Raw genomic sequence first — 15,834 nt, forward strand, 5'->3', positions numbered from 1 at the left:
TGGCAGTTGTCGGATTACGGATTTGTGTCCGTTCTTTTGTTCGCATGGTTTATCCATTAAAATTCCTCCACCCAAACTTCTCCACTGCTGTTTCCAAACCGAAGTTCATCCACGGAGCCCATTCCCGAAAACTCGTAACGAATACCGATAATTTCTTTAGGACTTTCCTCGCTTTCCACCTGAAAAATACGTTTGCCGTTTACGCGGAAGGTTAACAGGCCATCCTTTCCCGTGCAGGAGAGATCCAGCCAGTTATCCCCGATGATCCCGAAGGGGGAGAGGTCGGTATTTCGTCCGTCATAGCTTTTGCCACCAGCATACAGACTAAGGTCAGCCACGCAACCGGGTGCGCTGAGGGGAATAATGATAGCATCATTTTTAAGCAACAGCAGAACCCTGGCATGTTGGCAAGCCGCCGCGCCGGTGGCATAGTCGTGGCGCAGTCGGGTCTGGAAAGTAAAATCGTTGGACCATAAGCCCTCCGTTTTCCCCACGTTGGTAAGCACCGTGACCGGAGGTTCTGGCTGCAGGTCGAGGCCCAGGTCAAGCAGCTGCTTCTCGGCAATGGCGAGCTGTCCGTTCTGTCGGATGTCTTCGATTGGGAGATAAACGGGCACAGGTTCCCGGGAAACGGCGGCGACCCAGTCGTCTACCCGGAGGTAAAGTTCACGTTCTGCAACGATCTGGTTTCCGACGACCAGCTTCGCACGGTAGTAGCCTGGCAGGTAATAAATGGAGGTGTGGACATTACCGTTTCGGTCCAGTTTTTCGCGCCGTCTTTCATCCCAGCTTTGCTGCAGAAAAACCTGATCAACGGGAGCTTTGCCCGCATCATAGCTGAACACTACGGAGTTGGGCACGCCGGTAGTAACGGGGCGGAAGCTCAGGTGGTAATCTTCTGGCTTAATGATGGCAGGAAGGGACGATTCTTCCGGCGCGGGCGCAGGTGCAAAGGATTGATAAAGGAGCAGGGTCAGAGCCAATATGGCTGCAATGCCCAGCGGCCAGGCGTAGTTCTTCCAACCAGAGGAGGATTCCGGTTTAGGAGCGTCTTCTGAGGCTATCCGAGGAATAGAAGGTGCGGCAACAGTTACTTCCGTCTGGCTTGCCCGGAAAGCCCGCCAATGCTCATAGCCCGCAAAAACGGCCAGAGCATCCAGTGTTGTTGTGCTCGGCTGGCTGGCGTAGGCCACCCGACCCCAAACTCGTTTGAGCGTGGTCGTGCTGAGGGTAGTAGTGGTCGCTTCAGCTATCCGGTCGCTCAGTACCTCGAAGTCATTATTCGTCCATTGCTCCATCGGCCCCCAGGCAAGGGAGGTCTCTATTTTTTGGCGGAGAGCCGCAAGCAATTTTTCTTCCGGAAGCATATGGCTAAGGTACAAAGTTTGTTCGCCAGCCTTTTCAGTTGAGCCGGACTGAAAGCCGGGAAACGAGGCTGTGTACCAACTTGAACGACCTTGCACCCGGCATGAACGCTGTTCGTTCTGCCCAACCTCCACTTTTACGGCCTAAGCAAACAAAGAAGCATGAAATATTTATTAGCCCTCCTTGCCTTGATCTTTTCCCTTGCACCTGCGACCGCGGCCCCTGCTGAGCTTGCCGAAGCACAAAAAAAGATTCCTATGAAAGCTTCTGCCTGGGAGCTAAACGGGAACAAAGCAGCATTCATCACTCACCTGGGTGTCCCCACTCTGCACATAAACGATGGTGGCCAGGATGCCACCGGCAGCAATATCATAACCATAAAAGACCTTGCCTTCGCCAACGGCACCATCGAATACGATGCAGCTCTGGCGGATAACACCCGCTTCACCAGCATCCACTTTCGTCGCAAAGACGCAGCCAACTCCGAACACCTGTACCTGCGCGCTAACGCCGTTGATGACCCCAATGTCAACTCTGCCGTCCAGTACGCCGCCGTGCTGAATGGCGTCAATATCTGGGACCTGAGCAACGAATACCAATCCAATGCCACCCTCAGGGCTGATGGCTGGAACCACATCAAGATCGTCGTTCGAGACGGTCAGCTACTCGCTTATATCAACGACATGACAAGGCCGGCGCTCTACGTTCCGATGATGGACGGCGACTGGACCTCGGGAAGTGTAGGCTTCGACGGTAATGTTTACCTGGCTAACATCACCGTAACGCCCGACGCAACGCCCGGCCTGGCCGCCGGCAAGGGGATCGACCCCGTTCATAACGACGCCCGCTACCTCCGCAACTGGCAGGTAACTACACCCCTTGACCTTCCCCGGGGCACCGAGCCTACGGCTCTGCCCGATGAGGGAACGGCCTGGTCGGCCATCTCCGCCGAAAGACTTGGCATGGTTAACCTCAGTCGCAAATTCGGGGCAACACCCCGTGGAGCCCGCCGCATGGTTTGGCTAAAAACCACCATCACGGCCAAAGAGGCTTTGCAACGACAGTTGGACTTTGGCTTTAGCGACGAGGTATATGTTTACCTCAACGGTAAGCCGCTCTACGTTGATAAAAATCTTTTCGGCACGCCCGGCATGAAAACCCCACGGGGGCGCTGCTCCATCGAGAATTCCCGTATTTCATTGCCGTTATCCGCCGGGGAAAATGAGTTACTGATCGGCCTTACCAACTTCTTTTTTGGCTGGGGAATTGTAGCCCGGCTGGACGATGGGGGCGGGTTGCTGTATTAACTCATTGCTGAAAGCTCCGTGGTGAGCGCCGGTAGCGAGTATGCGTTGGCCCCGGGGGCTTTCCCCCTCTCTCTTTACACTGTGTGTATCACGAAATGCACGGTCAAGCCGCCTGAGACGTCTCCCCTCTCCTCCTGAGAGGGGCCGGGGGCAGGGCTAACGCATACTCGAAGCCGGACCCTCAAAGGAACATTTTATCCTTCGCTCCGCTACGGAAAATGCACACTTCGAGGTCCTAAATTGGCAGTCTAGGACCTCGAAGTGTGCTCAGCCATGGAGCCGGAGGCGAAATTGCTGAGTTCCTTTGAGCGTCCGGTGAGAGGTTTTTCTAATGAATCGTGCATCTCGTGATACACACCTTTACACTGACCTTACCAACAAAGCTAAGCCGGAGCCTTACCTTTACCCCCATGGCCAAGCTATACCCCAAAGACACGATCAACTTCCTGCGCAAACTCACGCCGCGCCGGGTCATCAATGCCTCGAAGGTGATCGCCAGCTACTATGCTACCCGCTGGCTGCAGAAGCCCGTGGTGTGGGGTAAACCCTTCACGGTATCCTTTGAACCAACGACGGCCTGTAACCTTCGTTGCCCGGAGTGCCCCAGTGGCCTGCGGCAGTTTACCCGCCCGACGGGCAACCTGAAGGCTGATTTCTTCCGCCGGACGATGGACGATATTGCCGACCGCCTGCTTTACCTGATCTTTTACTTCCAGGGGGAACCTTACATCAATCCGGATTTTCTGGACATGGTCAAGGAAGCCAACGAGCGGGGCGTGTACACTATCACCTCCACCAACGGCCACTTTCTGAACGACGCCAACGCCAAACGGACGATTGAAAGCGGGCTCGACCGGCTCATCATCTCCGTTGACGGCACCACCCAGGAGGTCTATGAGCAATACCGCAAAGCCGGTAAACTGGAGAGCGTCCTTCAGGGTGCCCGCAACCTCGTGAAGTGGAAAGAGGAATTGAATTCTCCGACGCCACACCTGATCTTTCAGTTTCTGGTCGTGAAGCCCAATGAGCACCAAATGGAGGATGTCGTTCGTCTGGCCGATGAGATTGGAATCGATGAGGTGAAGTTCAAAACTGCTCAGCTATACGACTATGAGCACGGCAACCCACTGATGCCCGAGCAGGAAAAGTACGCCCGCTACTTCAAGAAAAAAGACGGCACCTACGGCATTAAGAACAAGCTGCAGAACCACTGCTGGAAACTGTGGCACAGTTGTGTGATTACCTGGGACGGCCTCGTTGCCCCCTGCTGTTTCGACAAAGATGTAACTCACCGCCTGGGTGACGTGAAGGAGGAAAGCCTCCACAAAATCTGGGAAGGTGGCGCCTATGACGACTTCCGAACCAAGCTGCTTAAAGGCCGCTCCGAAATTGATATTTGTAAGAATTGTACGGAAGGCTGCGAGGTCTGGCTGGGAGCGGAGGTGTAGAGGGGTCGGTGACGGGCAGGGACGCTCGAAGGTCCCGCAATACTGCGGGACCTTCGAGCGTCCGGGTTTAACCTTTACGCAAAATCCATAATATCTCTCTCCGTGCAACTCACCATTCATCAACATACGCTTCCCCTCGCCAATCCCTTCCGGATCAGCCACGGAACCCGCACGGAACAGCCAACGCTGATCGTGGAATTAACCGATGAAGACAGTGGGCGGAGCGGGCTGGGCGAAGCTGCCATGACTTCCTATTACGGCCTGGACTCCGGGCGATGCGCGGCTACTTTAACCTCCCTTGCCCCTGCGTTTGCGCCGCTAAAAACACTGACGCCCGAAGAACTGCATCAGCTCATCGATCAAAAAGCTCCGGACCTTCACCCCTTTCTTCGCTGCGCGCTTGATGTTGCCGCCCACGACCTCTGGGCCCAAAACAAAGGCCTCCGCCTTGGCGACTGCTGGCCGGTCCGTGCTCCCCGAAAAACCCCTACCTGCTACACGATTGGCCTGGGCTCCATCCAGGAGATGATCTCCAAACTCGAAGCTTTTCCCTGGCCCGTTTACAAAATCAAACTCGGCGGCGGCGGAGACGACCTGGCCATCATCCGCGCGCTGCGCGGAAGTACGGACTCCCCCTTTTACGTCGACGCGAATACGGGCTGGACGGCCCGGCAAACCATCGACTTCAGCGGTCCGCTCTCTGAACTTGGCGTCGTCTTTATTGAGCAACCCCTAAAGCCCGACGATAGCGCGGGCCAGCGGGAAGCCTTTGCCCACAGCGTCCTGCCACTGATCGCTGACGAAAGCTGCCAGACCGAAGCCGACGTAGATCGCTGTGCAGCGGGCTTCCATGGTATCAACATCAAGGTCGTTAAATGCGGTGGCCTCCTGCCCGCCCGGCGCATGATTGCCCGTGCCCGTGCGCTCAACCTGTCCGTTATGGTGGGCTGTATGACCGAAAGCAGCGTCGGCATCAGCGGCATTGCACAATTGCTGCCAGAACTCGACTATGCGGATATGGATGGAGCCATGCTTCTGGCTAAAGACATCGCCGAAGGCGTAACCTTTGATCCCGCAACGGGGCTCCCCGTCTACCCTGAGCGGAAAGGGACGGGCGCACGGCTGTTTGGGGCGCACAGTTAAAAATCTGCTTAAGCAGGCGTACCTTGTCCGCTAATTCACGGTCATACTTTCAATCCAGCCACATCAGAAGTCCTGTTTACAGAATCCTGTCCCTCATTGGTGTACGTAGCTCTATACTCAGCTTACGGGTAGCGGTCTATTTGGTGGTGGGTATCATCATCATTGGGGCGGCGGGGCTGATGCTGCTTGAAGATTACTCCCTGGTGAACGCTCTCTATATGTCCATCATTACCATTTCCACGGTGGGCTTTGGGGAAGTGGAGCCGCTTTCGTCAGCCGGAAAGCTGTTTGTTTCGGCTATGATGTTACTGAACATCGGCATTGTGGCTTACAGCCTGGCGACTTTCTCGTACTATGTCATTGATGGAAAAATATTTGAGCAGATGGAACAGCAGCGGATGAGGTCAAAAGTTAATGCACTCAGTGATCACACGATCCTTTGCGGCTTTGGCCGGTACGGAAAGGAGATAGCCCGGCATTTGCTGGAGCACGGACAGCAATTTGTCGTCATTGATGAGAAGAAGGAAAAACTTCAGATGGACCAGTTCGCGGAAGCGGACATTGCTTACATCGTGGGAGATGCCACCCACGACGAGGTACTTAAAGAAGCCGGAATTGAAAAAGCCGGTAGCCTGATTACGGCGCTGAACGACGACTCCGACAATCTCTTTATTGTGATTACGGCCAAGGACCTCAACCCGAAAATGCAGATCATCAGCCGCGCCCACCAGGCGCGTAGCCGGGCAAAACTCCGCAGAGCGGGCGCCAGTCAGGTCATCATGCCCGAGCAGATCGGCGGCTTTTATATGGCGACCCTGGTGAGTAAGCCCGGGGCGGTAGAGTTTTTCAGCTACGTCACCAACGAGATGGACTCCGATATTGGCTTCGAGGAAATTAAATTCAGCCAGCTACCCGAAGAAATGCGGGGCAAGAGCATCCGGGAAATGAGCCTGCGCAAAGAAAGCGGTGTTAACGTTATTGGTCACCGGCTGGCCCACGGACGCTACATCGTAAACCCCGATCCGGAAGCTGTTCTTCAACCTGGCGACAGCTTCATCACCGTCGGCAGTCAACCGCAAATACGCGCTCTGCGTACCTTTCTCAAACGATAACCAGCAACCTGCAACCTGCAACCTGCAACTTGCAACCAGCCCCCTGCAACCAGCCCCCTGACCTCTCCCCCATGCTCTCTCCCCGACTACAACGCACCCTGATATACTGCCTCGTGGCTTTCTGTTTCATTGCTCCGATGTATTACCTGGTTTATGGCTTTGTGGGCGAAAACCTTTCTGCTGATCAACGCCTGCAAACAAGCCTGATTTACGGGGCAATCAACACCCTGTTTCTGGGGGCGATTCATTATTTTTTGATCAATAAGCCCAGGGAATAATGTAGCCGCGGCCGCAGGTGCAAAGGAGTTCTTTTAACGAGCAGGGGAGTTAGTGCAGCCAGAGAAAACCGACTCCGCCAACCATCTCCGGGGCAGACTCGCGATATACCGATGAAGGAAAAAGCGAACGGATTTGGAGGCAGGAGCCGATAGGCTTAAATGTAAAGCAAGCAGGGGCTCTTCTGCTTAATCAGAAAGGCGCTTTGGGGAAACTTTAGGAACTACTCTTAAGGTGAACTTAAAACGAGGAGTATTCTAAGTTTTCTGAATCAGGCCTGCATAACCAGAACAAAAGGAGCGCCTGGTGATATACACTTGGTGCTACCCAAGATTGGGTGTATGCCCAAAATGCTGTATGTTACCGCTGCGCAAACAAGCAGCAACGGGTGTCAAAAAAAGAAAAAGGAGCTCCGCTCAATCCTCATCTTCGTTTCCGGGCGGCGGCCCGGCCGGCCTCCGCCGGCAATCTTTTCGCCGCCCTCCGGGGCGGGGAGCGTCACCGCCGGGCACTGGGCCAGGCCATCACGCTATTGGAAAGTACCCAGGCGGATGACCGGCAGCTGGCCGATGAGCTGATTGATCTGCTGGAAGCCAGCCCTCCGGCTAAGCCAACCTTCCGGCTTGGCATCAGCGGCACCCCGGGGGTGGGTAAGTCTACCTTTATTGAGTGCTTCGGTCTGGCCGTAGCGGAAGCCGGCCACCGGCTGGCCGTGCTGGCCATTGACCCCAGCAGCAGCCTCAGTGGCGGCAGTATACTGGGAGACAAGACCCGGATGGAAGAACTGACCCGCCACCCGAACGTTTTCATCCGCCCCAGCCCCACGGGCGGGCATTTGGGCGGAGTAGGTGCCAACAGTCGTGCGGCTATTCTATGCTGCGAGGCGGCGGGCTACGATTATATCATCGTCGAGACCGTCGGCGTAGGGCAGGCCGAATGGCAGGTACATGGCATGACGGACGCTTTCCTGTTGCTGGCCCAGCCAGCTGCCGGAGATGAGCTGCAGAGTATCAAACGTGGTATTCTGGAGTTGGCCGATCACATCGCCGTTAACAAAGCCGACGCGCTGCCGGAGGCAGCGAAACAGACCGCCCTTGAGCTCCGGCGGGGTCTCCACCTTGCACCTGCGCGCGTCGACGAATGGACCGTCAGGGTCACCACGATCAGCGCCCTTACCGGAGAAGGTGTGACCGAACTGCTCGAACAACTGTCTAACTATGCAGACAAGATGCGCCAGGCCGGATGGCTCAGGCAGCGCCGGGCCAACCAACGAATCACCTGGCTTCGTGAACGCTGCGAACGGGAATTATTGGCTGATCTCGACGCCTTCCTCCGGGAACGGGAGCGAACAACCGACGGCCTGCAGCGTATTCTCGACGAACACATCAGCCTTTCTGCCGCTACAAACGTTATTTTGGCAGAGTTTAAACAAAGAAACAAAACTACTCTACTATGAAATCAATCGGAACTCTTGGCATCATCGCTGCCATTCTGGCCGTTCTTCTCATTGCCGGTTGCGGCAGCTACAACGGCTTTGTTGACGCCGAAGAAGAAATGGAACAAAGCTGGGCCAACGTGGAAACACAGTACCAGCGCCGGGCAGACCTGATCCCAAACCTGGTGAATACCGTAAAGGGAGCCGCTGACTTTGAGCGGGGAACGCTTGAAGCCGTCACCAATGCCCGCGCCCGTGCAACCAGCATCAACATCGACGCCAGTGACCTGACGCCGGAAAAAATCGAACAATTCCAGCAGATTCAGGGCGAATTAAGCTCTGGCCTTGGTCGCTTGCTGGCTACAGCCGAAAGCTACCCACAACTGAAATCCAACGCCCAGTTCCAGGAGTTACAAGCCCAGCTGGAAGGAACGGAAAACCGCATCGCCGTTGCCCGTGATCGCTTCAACGAAGAAGCCACGGAGTTCAATAAAAAGGTGCGTCGCTTCCCCGGAACAGTTTTCGCTTCCGTCTTCGGATTTAGCGAAAAGCCCCAGTTTGAAGCCCAGGCTGGCGCATCTAATGCACCTGACGTAAACTTTGATTAATCATGGTAAAATTCTTCAGCGCGGAGGAAGAAGCGCAAATTGTGGCGGCTATCCGCCGCGCTGAATTAAATACCTCCGGAGAAATTCGTGTCCACGTTGAGGTCGGTGCCGAAGCTGGTGCGCTGTCCGTGGCCAAATACATCTTTCAGGAACTGGGGATGCACAAAACCCGTGATCGCAACGGAGTGCTGATCCTTCTGGAAGTCGACCGCCGGGAGTTCGCCATCATTGGTGATGAGGGCATCGATAAAGTCGTGCCCAAAAACTTCTGGGACGAAGAACGTGACCTGATGCGGGGATACTTCCAAAAGCGACAGTTTACTGAAGGCATCGTAGCGGCCATCGATCAGATCGGGGAAAAACTCATCGCCTTTTTTCCTTATCTCTGCGAAGACGAGAACGAGCTGCCGGATTCGATCAGTTATGGAGGGAAGCCTTCGGCCTAATTCCCCTTCAGCCAATGTCATAAAAAACAGAACTATCAAAGACTTCTTCCCAAATATTCCCACACGAGCGCTCTTAATTGTCCTGCTCTTGTCTTTCGCCGTTTCGCTCACCGCCCAGCGGAGCATCCCGGCAAAGACCCAGGACCTGGTGAACGACTATGCCAATATGCTCAGCCCCCAGGAAGAAGACCGCCTGCGGACCAAGCTGGTGCAGTATGCCCTGGAAACGTCTACCCAGATTGCCATCGTAACGGAGGGCTCCCTCAACGGGGAAACCGCCTTTGATCGTAGCCTGGCCATTGCGCACGGCTGGGGCGTTGGCGGCTCGGAAAAGACGGATAACGGTGTGCTGTTTTACGTAGCGCGGGATGAGCGCAAAATTCAGATTCAGACTGGCTACGGAGCAGAAGGTTTCCTGCCTGACGCTATTGCCAAACGCATCATCGATCAGATCATGACGCCAGCCTTTCGGCAGGGGAAGATCTACGTTGGTTTTGACGAAGCGACCGGAGCAGTAATGGACCTCGGCAAGGGGGAGTACACGGCAGATGATATTCCTTCGGGTGGTGAACCGGGGATTCCTCCCGTGGTCATTTTTGGCTTAATCTTACTTGTCTTTATCATCCTGAGCTACTACGGCGAGAACCATGACGATGATGATGACGACGGTGGATACTGGCGTAACGGCCCTTACGATATGGACGATCCACACCGGCCCGTGCGGCGCAGAAGACGGCGCGGCGGTGGCTTTATCATATTCCCCGGCGGAGGTGGTGGCTTTGGCGGCGGCGGTGGCGGCGGCTTTGGTGGCGGCGGCGGTTTTGGCGGCTTCGGCGGCGGTGGCTTCGGCGGTGGCGGAGCTGGTGGGGGCTGGTAGCAAAAAGCCAGGGGCAGTTTATCAAGGGTAGTCTTATCGGTTCCGCGGAGGGCGCAGACAATTCGGCGCGGACGCAGGTGCAAACCAGGCTAAAGGGCAAGGTTTCACTCTCCTTACGCCAACGTCTCAACATAAAACACCCGTCTTTAACGTTAAAGGTAGGTTCGGAGGCCAGCGATTGGTGGCGAACGCCCTATTTTAGAGACCCCCAACGAATTCATATTTTCTATAATGGTAATAACAAACTGTGCCACCACTGGCCTGGAAACGTACGTGCCTTCCGAAGAAACTCCCTGGGACGCCGCCCGGGTGCAACACCTGTTTCGCCGGATCGGCTTCGGGGCCAAGCCCGATGAGATAGCCCAGGCCCTGGCCGACGGCCCCGCCGCGACCGTAAATCGCCTGCTGGATGAGGCCGCCTCTCGCCCTCAGCGCCCGGCCCCGGAATGGGCCTACTGGGACTACGATGCTTTCCAGGCTGCCGAAGTAGACGTTTTCGCAACCTATGTCCAATGGTCACAAGGTTACATACAGGAAGCCATTGATTACGGTGTACGCGAAAAACTCTGCCTTTTCTGGCAAAATCACTTCGTCACCAAATACGAGAGCTACAGCTGCTCCAGCCTTTACTATCAATACCTGAAGGTGATTACCGACAACTCTTTCGGTAATCTGAAGGACTTCGTCACGGAGATCACGGCTACTCCTGCCATGCTTTTCTTCCTGAACGGATTTGAAAACACCAAGGATAACCCGAACGAAAACTATGCCCGCGAACTCTTCGAGCTCTTTACCCTCGGTGAGAATAACGGCTACACCCAGGAAGACATCGTGGAGGCCAGCCGTGCCCTCACCGGCTTCAATGGCTGGACGAGCTACTGCGGAGGTATTGAATGGGCCTCCTGGGGCTTTGACAGTACCGAAAAAACGGTCTTCGGCCGAACCGGCAACTACAATTATGGCACCCTCATCGACGTGCTTTTTGAAGAACGGGGAGAATTAATTGCCCGCTTCATATGCGGCAAGCTCTACACCTTCTACGTCAACAAGGCGATGGACGAAGCGGTCGTCAATGATATGGCGCAGATTTTCCTGGACAACAACTTCAACATCATGCCGGTGCTGAAGGCACTGTTCAATAGTGCCCACTTCTTCGATGATGCCAACGTGGGTACTTTGATGAAAAGCCCGATGGATCTGATGATCTCCTTCCTCCGGCAGGGAGACTTCGGTGAATTCGACAACCTGATGAACTGGGGCTTCTGGGGAATGGCTAATATGGGCCAGTACCTCGGGGAGCCGCCAGATGTTGCCGGCTGGAAAGGCGACCGGGCCTGGATTGATTCCAACCGAATTACCCTCCGTTGGGAATTTATCGACGGCTTCTCATGGGCAGTACATAACCGTAGCGAAGCCACCTATCCCGAATTTGCCCGGGCCTTAACGGATGACAGCAACTCTCCGGAGGTTATTGCCCGGGCCATTGTGGATTATTTCATCCCCCGTGGTTTCGTAAGCGAAGACGCTTATGACCTGGCCACTGATGTGCTGAAATGGGACGTACCGGTCAACTACTACGACACCGGAGAATGGAACCTTTACTGGGGCTCCGCTTCCTGGCAGATAACGGTCTTACTCCGTCACATCGGTCGTATGCCCGAATTCCAGCTCAACTAAATTGATCCATCCGGCACACTGCTTTGTGGTAAGCCGACAATTATAGTCCACCATGGGACAAAAGAACTCACACAAAAAAGGTCTCCGCCGGGGGGATAGCCTGCGCGACAAAGTCGCCCACCAAGCAGATCACGGCCGGAGAAATTTTCTACGGAACCTGGGTATCATCGGTACGTCCGGCTTCCTGCTCAATAAATTACCGGTCTCTGCGCTGGGCATGTCGCCCCTGGCAGCTGCGCTTACGGCAAACGGAGACGATGAACGCGTGCTCGTGCTCATCCGTCTGAAGGGAGGTAACGATGGCCTGAACACCATCATCCCCATCCACGACTTCGGCACCTACGAAGCCGCCCGGCCCAACATTCACATCCCCCGCAATGAGGTGGTGGAGTTGACTTCCTCGTTGGCCCTCCATCCACAGCTACAACCCTTGCAGGGGCTTTGGAACGACGGTGAAATGCGCGTAGTCCAAAACGTTGGTTATCCGCAGCAGAGTCTGAGTCACTTCCGCTCTTCAGACATCTGGGCGTCTACTTCAGACACCGAAGAAGTCGTTACCAGTGGCATCCTCGGTCGTTACCTGAACAACCAATATCCGGACTTCCTGAGTAACCCTCCGGAGACTCCGCCAGCCATTCAGATTGGTGGCCCGGGCAATCTCTTGTTCAATAACGCCGACGACTTCAACTACGCGATCTCTACGGAGAACCCTACCCAACTGTACAACATCGCCCGTACTGGCCAACTCTACGATGTAGAGGATGTACCGGACTGTACCTACGGTGAGCAGCTCGGTTACCTGCGGGCGGTGGCGAATACTACCTTCCGCTACGCCGGTGTACTGGCGCAAGCCTATGACGAGGGCGCGAATACCGCTGAATACGCCAATGACCGCCTTGGGGATCAACTTGCACTCGTTGCCAGAATGCTACGCGGAGGACTCAAAACCCGCCTCTTTGTAGTGGAACTCGACGGCTTCGACACGCACGCCAACCAGCCTGATGCACACGCTGCACTGATGAACAGCGTGGGTGTAAACGTAAAGGCCTTCTTCGAAGACCTCAAGACTGGTGCCATTGACGATCGGGTACTGGCCATGACCTTCAGTGAATTCGGTCGCCGGATTTACCAAAACGGTTCTACCGGAACGGATCACGGTGCCGCAGCACCGATGATGCTCTTTGGCAAGGGCCTCAACGGCAATGGTACGACCGGCGGACTGGCCGATATGCACGACGTTGACGACGCCTTCAACATGAAGCAAAAGGTAGACTTCCGCTCCGTCTACGCCACCGTACTCAGCAATTGGCTGTGTATCGATGGTGACCTGGTGGACAACCTTATGGGGCAATCCTTCGCCCGCATGGATGACCTCGGTCTCTTCTGCCAGGGAACGGTTAGTGATAATAACCCTCGCGCCGCCAGCCTCGGTATGCGCGCCTATCTGAGTGGAGGCGAAGTCATCATCGATTATACCCTTCCCTCCACAGCTAACGTCGGCATCCACTTCTTTGACGTGGCTGGCCGCAAACTGAGCTCTCCCTTCCGGGGCCAGCGCAGCGCTGGCGAGAACAGTCAACGCTTCAGCCTCAACAATATTGGCTGGGCCTCCGGCGTCTACGTCGTCAGCCTCGAAGTGAACGGTCGGATGTATAGCCGGAAGTTGGGGATGTTTAGGTAAGCTGTACCCCCGGCTTCAGCCGGAGGGTGTGAGCCAATTAGGTCATCGCACGTTCCGCGTGCGAGAAGACAGATACCTTTAGATTCGGCATCTCCTGATCGGGGGGGTGCCGAATTTTAGTTTTCAGAAACAGGTGGTAAATCATACCGATATTCGCGGTATTCATCCAAATTTTCCGGAAACTGAATGCCTAGCTCATAGGCAATGTTTACAATCGTAATGATATCCTTGTGGAGGTTAAAATACTCGGGCTCTCCGGGTAGTGGGGCTCCTTGGTCAGCACTTAGTTCAGGGCCTTTATAATATGGATCACTTACTTCAAGCGTCCTTAGATTTTGGCCGTTTTTAAAATAATAGAAGCTAAAGGACTCGTCTGAGTCACCAAATACTCCCTGGAACATTTCATTTTCTCCACCGAAGCTATCAATCTGAGCCAGCTTATTATGTCGTCGTTGATGCATCATAAAGTGATATAAAGTGTATCCCCAATTGTCAATTATAATACTCCATTCGTTATTCCGGCAAATAAAGACGGTATTTAGGATTGTGGATTCGTTCCCATTTTTTTGGACGTTAAGCAAACCACATTGTTCAAGAACAGCCTCATCGGGTAAACAACTGATATCCTTTATGGCAGCAAAGAATGGCATGCTCGGAAAGCAACGGCCATTGTCAAGTCGGCTAATAAACTGGTGCATGTGAAATGAGTTAATTACGAGCGAGCCGTTACCCTTCCCACAGGTCAACGAGAGAAAAACTCTCCCCATCAAACAAGCCCTTATCCCCCAGCTTAAGCGAGGGAATAACGAGCAGCGCCAGGAAAGACAGTGTCATGAACGGAGAGTTGAGCCCACAGCGGAGCTTGCGGCGGGCGAAGCCCGACAGTTCGGCGTAGCGGGCGGCCACCTTGGGGCCGCTGTCATCGCTCATGATTCCGGCGACGGGCAAGGGTAATACTTCCAGGTACTCATCGCGGCCGGCGGCGACACCGCCGCCTTCGGCAATGATGGCGTTGGCAACCCGGCACATGGCTTCATCGTCTACGCCCACCACAACGATGTTGTGACTGTCGTGAGCAACGGAACTGGCGATAGCCCCACGCTGTAGCTTCATCCCCGTGACAAATCCGACGGCTGGCGAGCTATCTTCATAGCGATTGATGACGGCGATCTTGAGCAGATCTCTACCGGGTTCAGAGACCGGCCGACCGGCTTCATCCAGGACGGGAGCGAGGATTTGTTTGCCCGTAACCAGTTCCCCGTCGAAGACTTCGATGACGCGCATCTTCCCGCCCTCCGGGCCGGGGGCGACGGCAAAGTCCGCCGGCGTTTTAGGCGAGCAGTTAAAGCGGTTGGGTGGTTCTTCGCGGGTGCCATCGTTGATGGGCTCTCCGAGGTTGTGATGACCGGCTTCGGCAACGAGCTGGCCCTTGATGTAGGTCGCGTAAACGGCCATGAAGCGGAGGTCATCGACGAGGATGAAGTCCGCCCGGTCTCCAACTCTTAGCTTACCGATGTCCAATCCGTAGTGCTCGACGGGGTTGCGGCAGGCAATGCTGAGTACGTCGAAGACGTCGTGGCCGTCGCGGATGGCCCGCATGACGAGCTGGTTGATGTGTCCGGCCATGAGGTCATCCGGATGGCTGTCGTCGGTGCAGAACATGATACGATCCGGGAACTCATCGATGAGCTCGTGCAGGGCAGCGTAGTTCTTCGCGGCGGAGCCTTCACGGATGAGGATCTTCATCCCGGCATCGAGTTTGTCGCGGGCTTCACCAGCGGAGGTGCACTCATGGTCGGTGGTGATACCGGCGCGGGCATAGGCGGCGGCTTCTTCGCCGCGCAGGCCGGGGGCATGACCGTCCACGGCTTTACCCCGTTCGATGGCGGCGGAGATCTTAGCCAGCATCTCCAGGTCGCCGTGCAGCACGGCGGGGTAGTTCATTACTTCACTGAGATAGAGAATATCATCGCGCTCCAACAGGGTGACGATTTCTTTGATACCGAGCGTAGCGCCGGCCGTTTCAAAGCTGGTGGCTGGCACACAACTCGGAGCACCGAAGTTGATACTCAGAGGAGTTTTAGCGGCGTTTTCGAGCATATATTCCACCCCGGCAATGCCGAGCACGTTAGCAATTTCATGGGGGTCCGAGACGGTGGCTACCGTGCCGTGGGTCACGGCCAGTTTGGCAAACTCCACCGGCAGGAGCATGGAGCTTTCGATGTGGACGTGGGCGTCTACAAATCCAGGGAGAATGTAGTGTCCCCGCTTATCGCGGGAAGGGTCTTTTTCGATGTTCTCGATATAGCCTTCGTCATTAACGGTAATGATGGCACCATAAATGGTGCGGGTATCGAGGTCTACTAACCGGCCTTTGATTTGCTGCATGTGATTGGGAACGGAGGAGAGAAGACGGGGGTTCAAATTATGGCTCCTAAAACTTCCCCCTGCACCTGCGC

At 55.2% G+C, this 15,834-nt stretch carries 14 protein-coding genes; 11 read left to right on the top strand and 3 right to left on the bottom strand.

Translation table 11 applies throughout. From position 1 onward, the window contains the following. Positions 1–56: 56 nt before the first annotated feature. Entirely contained in the window at positions 57–1,367 is a 1,311-nt protein-coding gene (locus tag BM123_RS09290; protein WP_090167575.1) for a hypothetical protein, read from the bottom strand. A gap of 159 nt (positions 1,368–1,526) precedes the next feature. On the opposite strand from BM123_RS09290, the gene BM123_RS09295 reads away from it, so the two are divergent. The 11 genes from BM123_RS09295 (at position 1,527) to BM123_RS09345 (ending at position 13,375) form a co-directional block, all read left to right on the top strand. Next, entirely contained in the window at positions 1,527–2,672 is a 1,146-nt protein-coding gene (locus tag BM123_RS09295; RefSeq protein ID WP_090167577.1) for a LamG domain-containing protein, read from the top strand. A 410-nt stretch (positions 2,673–3,082) separates the two neighbouring features. Continuing rightward, positions 3,083–4,120: an SPASM domain-containing protein gene (locus BM123_RS09300; RefSeq protein WP_090167579.1), complete on the top strand. Its 1,038-nt coding sequence runs from the start codon at positions 3,083–3,085 to the stop codon at positions 4,118–4,120. Between the two features lie 102 nt (positions 4,121–4,222). After that, positions 4,223–5,263: a dipeptide epimerase gene (locus BM123_RS09305; protein WP_090167581.1), complete on the top strand. Its 1,041-nt coding sequence runs from the start codon at positions 4,223–4,225 to the stop codon at positions 5,261–5,263. 23 nt (positions 5,264–5,286) lie between these two features. Further along, a complete protein-coding gene (locus BM123_RS09310; RefSeq protein WP_245748485.1) occupies positions 5,287–6,375 on the top strand; it encodes a potassium channel family protein in 1,089 nt (362 codons plus the stop codon). 71 nt (positions 6,376–6,446) lie between these two features. After that, complete coding sequence (locus tag BM123_RS09315) at positions 6,447–6,653, top strand: hypothetical protein (protein ID WP_090167583.1); 207 nt, start codon at positions 6,447–6,449, stop codon at positions 6,651–6,653. Positions 6,654–7,039: 386 nt separating this feature from the next. After that, entirely contained in the window at positions 7,040–8,107 is a 1,068-nt protein-coding gene (gene meaB / locus BM123_RS09320) for a methylmalonyl Co-A mutase-associated GTPase MeaB (protein WP_090167584.1), read from the top strand. After that, a complete protein-coding gene (locus BM123_RS09325) occupies positions 8,104–8,694 on the top strand; it encodes a LemA family protein (RefSeq protein ID WP_090167586.1) in 591 nt (196 codons plus the stop codon). Before meaB ends, BM123_RS09325 begins: the two co-directional genes overlap by 4 nt. A 2-nt stretch (positions 8,695–8,696) precedes the next feature. Continuing rightward, positions 8,697–9,140: a TPM domain-containing protein gene (locus BM123_RS09330; RefSeq protein WP_090167588.1), complete on the top strand. Its 444-nt coding sequence runs from the start codon at positions 8,697–8,699 to the stop codon at positions 9,138–9,140. Positions 9,141–9,228: 88 nt separating this feature from the next. Further along, on the top strand, positions 9,229–10,017 hold the full coding sequence (locus BM123_RS09335; RefSeq protein ID WP_175489314.1) for a TPM domain-containing protein: 789 nt from the start codon (positions 9,229–9,231) through the stop codon (positions 10,015–10,017). Between the two features lie 231 nt (positions 10,018–10,248). Beyond that, positions 10,249–11,694: a DUF1800 domain-containing protein gene (locus BM123_RS09340; RefSeq protein WP_090167591.1), complete on the top strand. Its 1,446-nt coding sequence runs from the start codon at positions 10,249–10,251 to the stop codon at positions 11,692–11,694. A gap of 52 nt (positions 11,695–11,746) precedes the next feature. Then, a complete protein-coding gene (locus tag BM123_RS09345; RefSeq protein WP_090167593.1) occupies positions 11,747–13,375 on the top strand; it encodes a DUF1501 domain-containing protein in 1,629 nt (542 codons plus the stop codon). A 116-nt stretch (positions 13,376–13,491) separates the two neighbouring features. Here the strand turns inward: BM123_RS09345 and BM123_RS09350 are convergent, their stop codons facing one another. Then, on the bottom strand, positions 13,492–14,073 hold the full coding sequence (locus tag BM123_RS09350) for a hypothetical protein (RefSeq protein WP_090167595.1): 582 nt from the start codon (positions 14,071–14,073) through the stop codon (positions 13,492–13,494). A 28-nt stretch (positions 14,074–14,101) separates the two neighbouring features. Beyond that, complete coding sequence (gene ade / locus BM123_RS09355) at positions 14,102–15,763, bottom strand: adenine deaminase (RefSeq protein WP_090167693.1); 1,662 nt, start codon at positions 15,761–15,763, stop codon at positions 14,102–14,104. Positions 15,764–15,834 lie beyond the last annotated feature (71 nt).

It is taken from the genome of Neolewinella agarilytica, from assembly GCF_900110645.1.
Classification (GTDB): domain Bacteria; phylum Bacteroidota; class Bacteroidia; order Chitinophagales; family Saprospiraceae; genus Neolewinella; species Neolewinella agarilytica.

Bases quoted from the DNA above. Each gene is read 5' to 3' on its own strand.
- BM123_RS09290 (WP_090167575.1), bottom strand. From the start codon at position 1,367: ATGCTTCCGGAAGAAAAATTGCTTGCGGCTCTCCGCCAAAAAATAGAG.
- BM123_RS09295 (WP_090167577.1), top strand. From the start codon at position 1,527: ATGAAATATTTATTAGCCCTCCTTGCCTTGATCTTTTCCCTTGCACCT.
- BM123_RS09300 (WP_090167579.1), top strand. From the start codon at position 3,083: ATGGCCAAGCTATACCCCAAAGACACGATCAACTTCCTGCGCAAACTC.
- BM123_RS09315 (WP_090167583.1), top strand. From the start codon at position 6,447: ATGCTCTCTCCCCGACTACAACGCACCCTGATATACTGCCTCGTGGCT.
- BM123_RS09325 (WP_090167586.1), top strand. From the start codon at position 8,104: ATGAAATCAATCGGAACTCTTGGCATCATCGCTGCCATTCTGGCCGTT.
- BM123_RS09330 (WP_090167588.1), top strand. From the start codon at position 8,697: ATGGTAAAATTCTTCAGCGCGGAGGAAGAAGCGCAAATTGTGGCGGCT.
- BM123_RS09340 (WP_090167591.1), top strand. From the start codon at position 10,249: ATGGTAATAACAAACTGTGCCACCACTGGCCTGGAAACGTACGTGCCT.
- BM123_RS09345 (WP_090167593.1), top strand. From the start codon at position 11,747: ATGGGACAAAAGAACTCACACAAAAAAGGTCTCCGCCGGGGGGATAGC.
- BM123_RS09350 (WP_090167595.1), bottom strand. From the start codon at position 14,073: ATGCACCAGTTTATTAGCCGACTTGACAATGGCCGTTGCTTTCCGAGC.
- ade (WP_090167693.1), bottom strand. From the start codon at position 15,763: ATGCAGCAAATCAAAGGCCGGTTAGTAGACCTCGATACCCGCACCATT.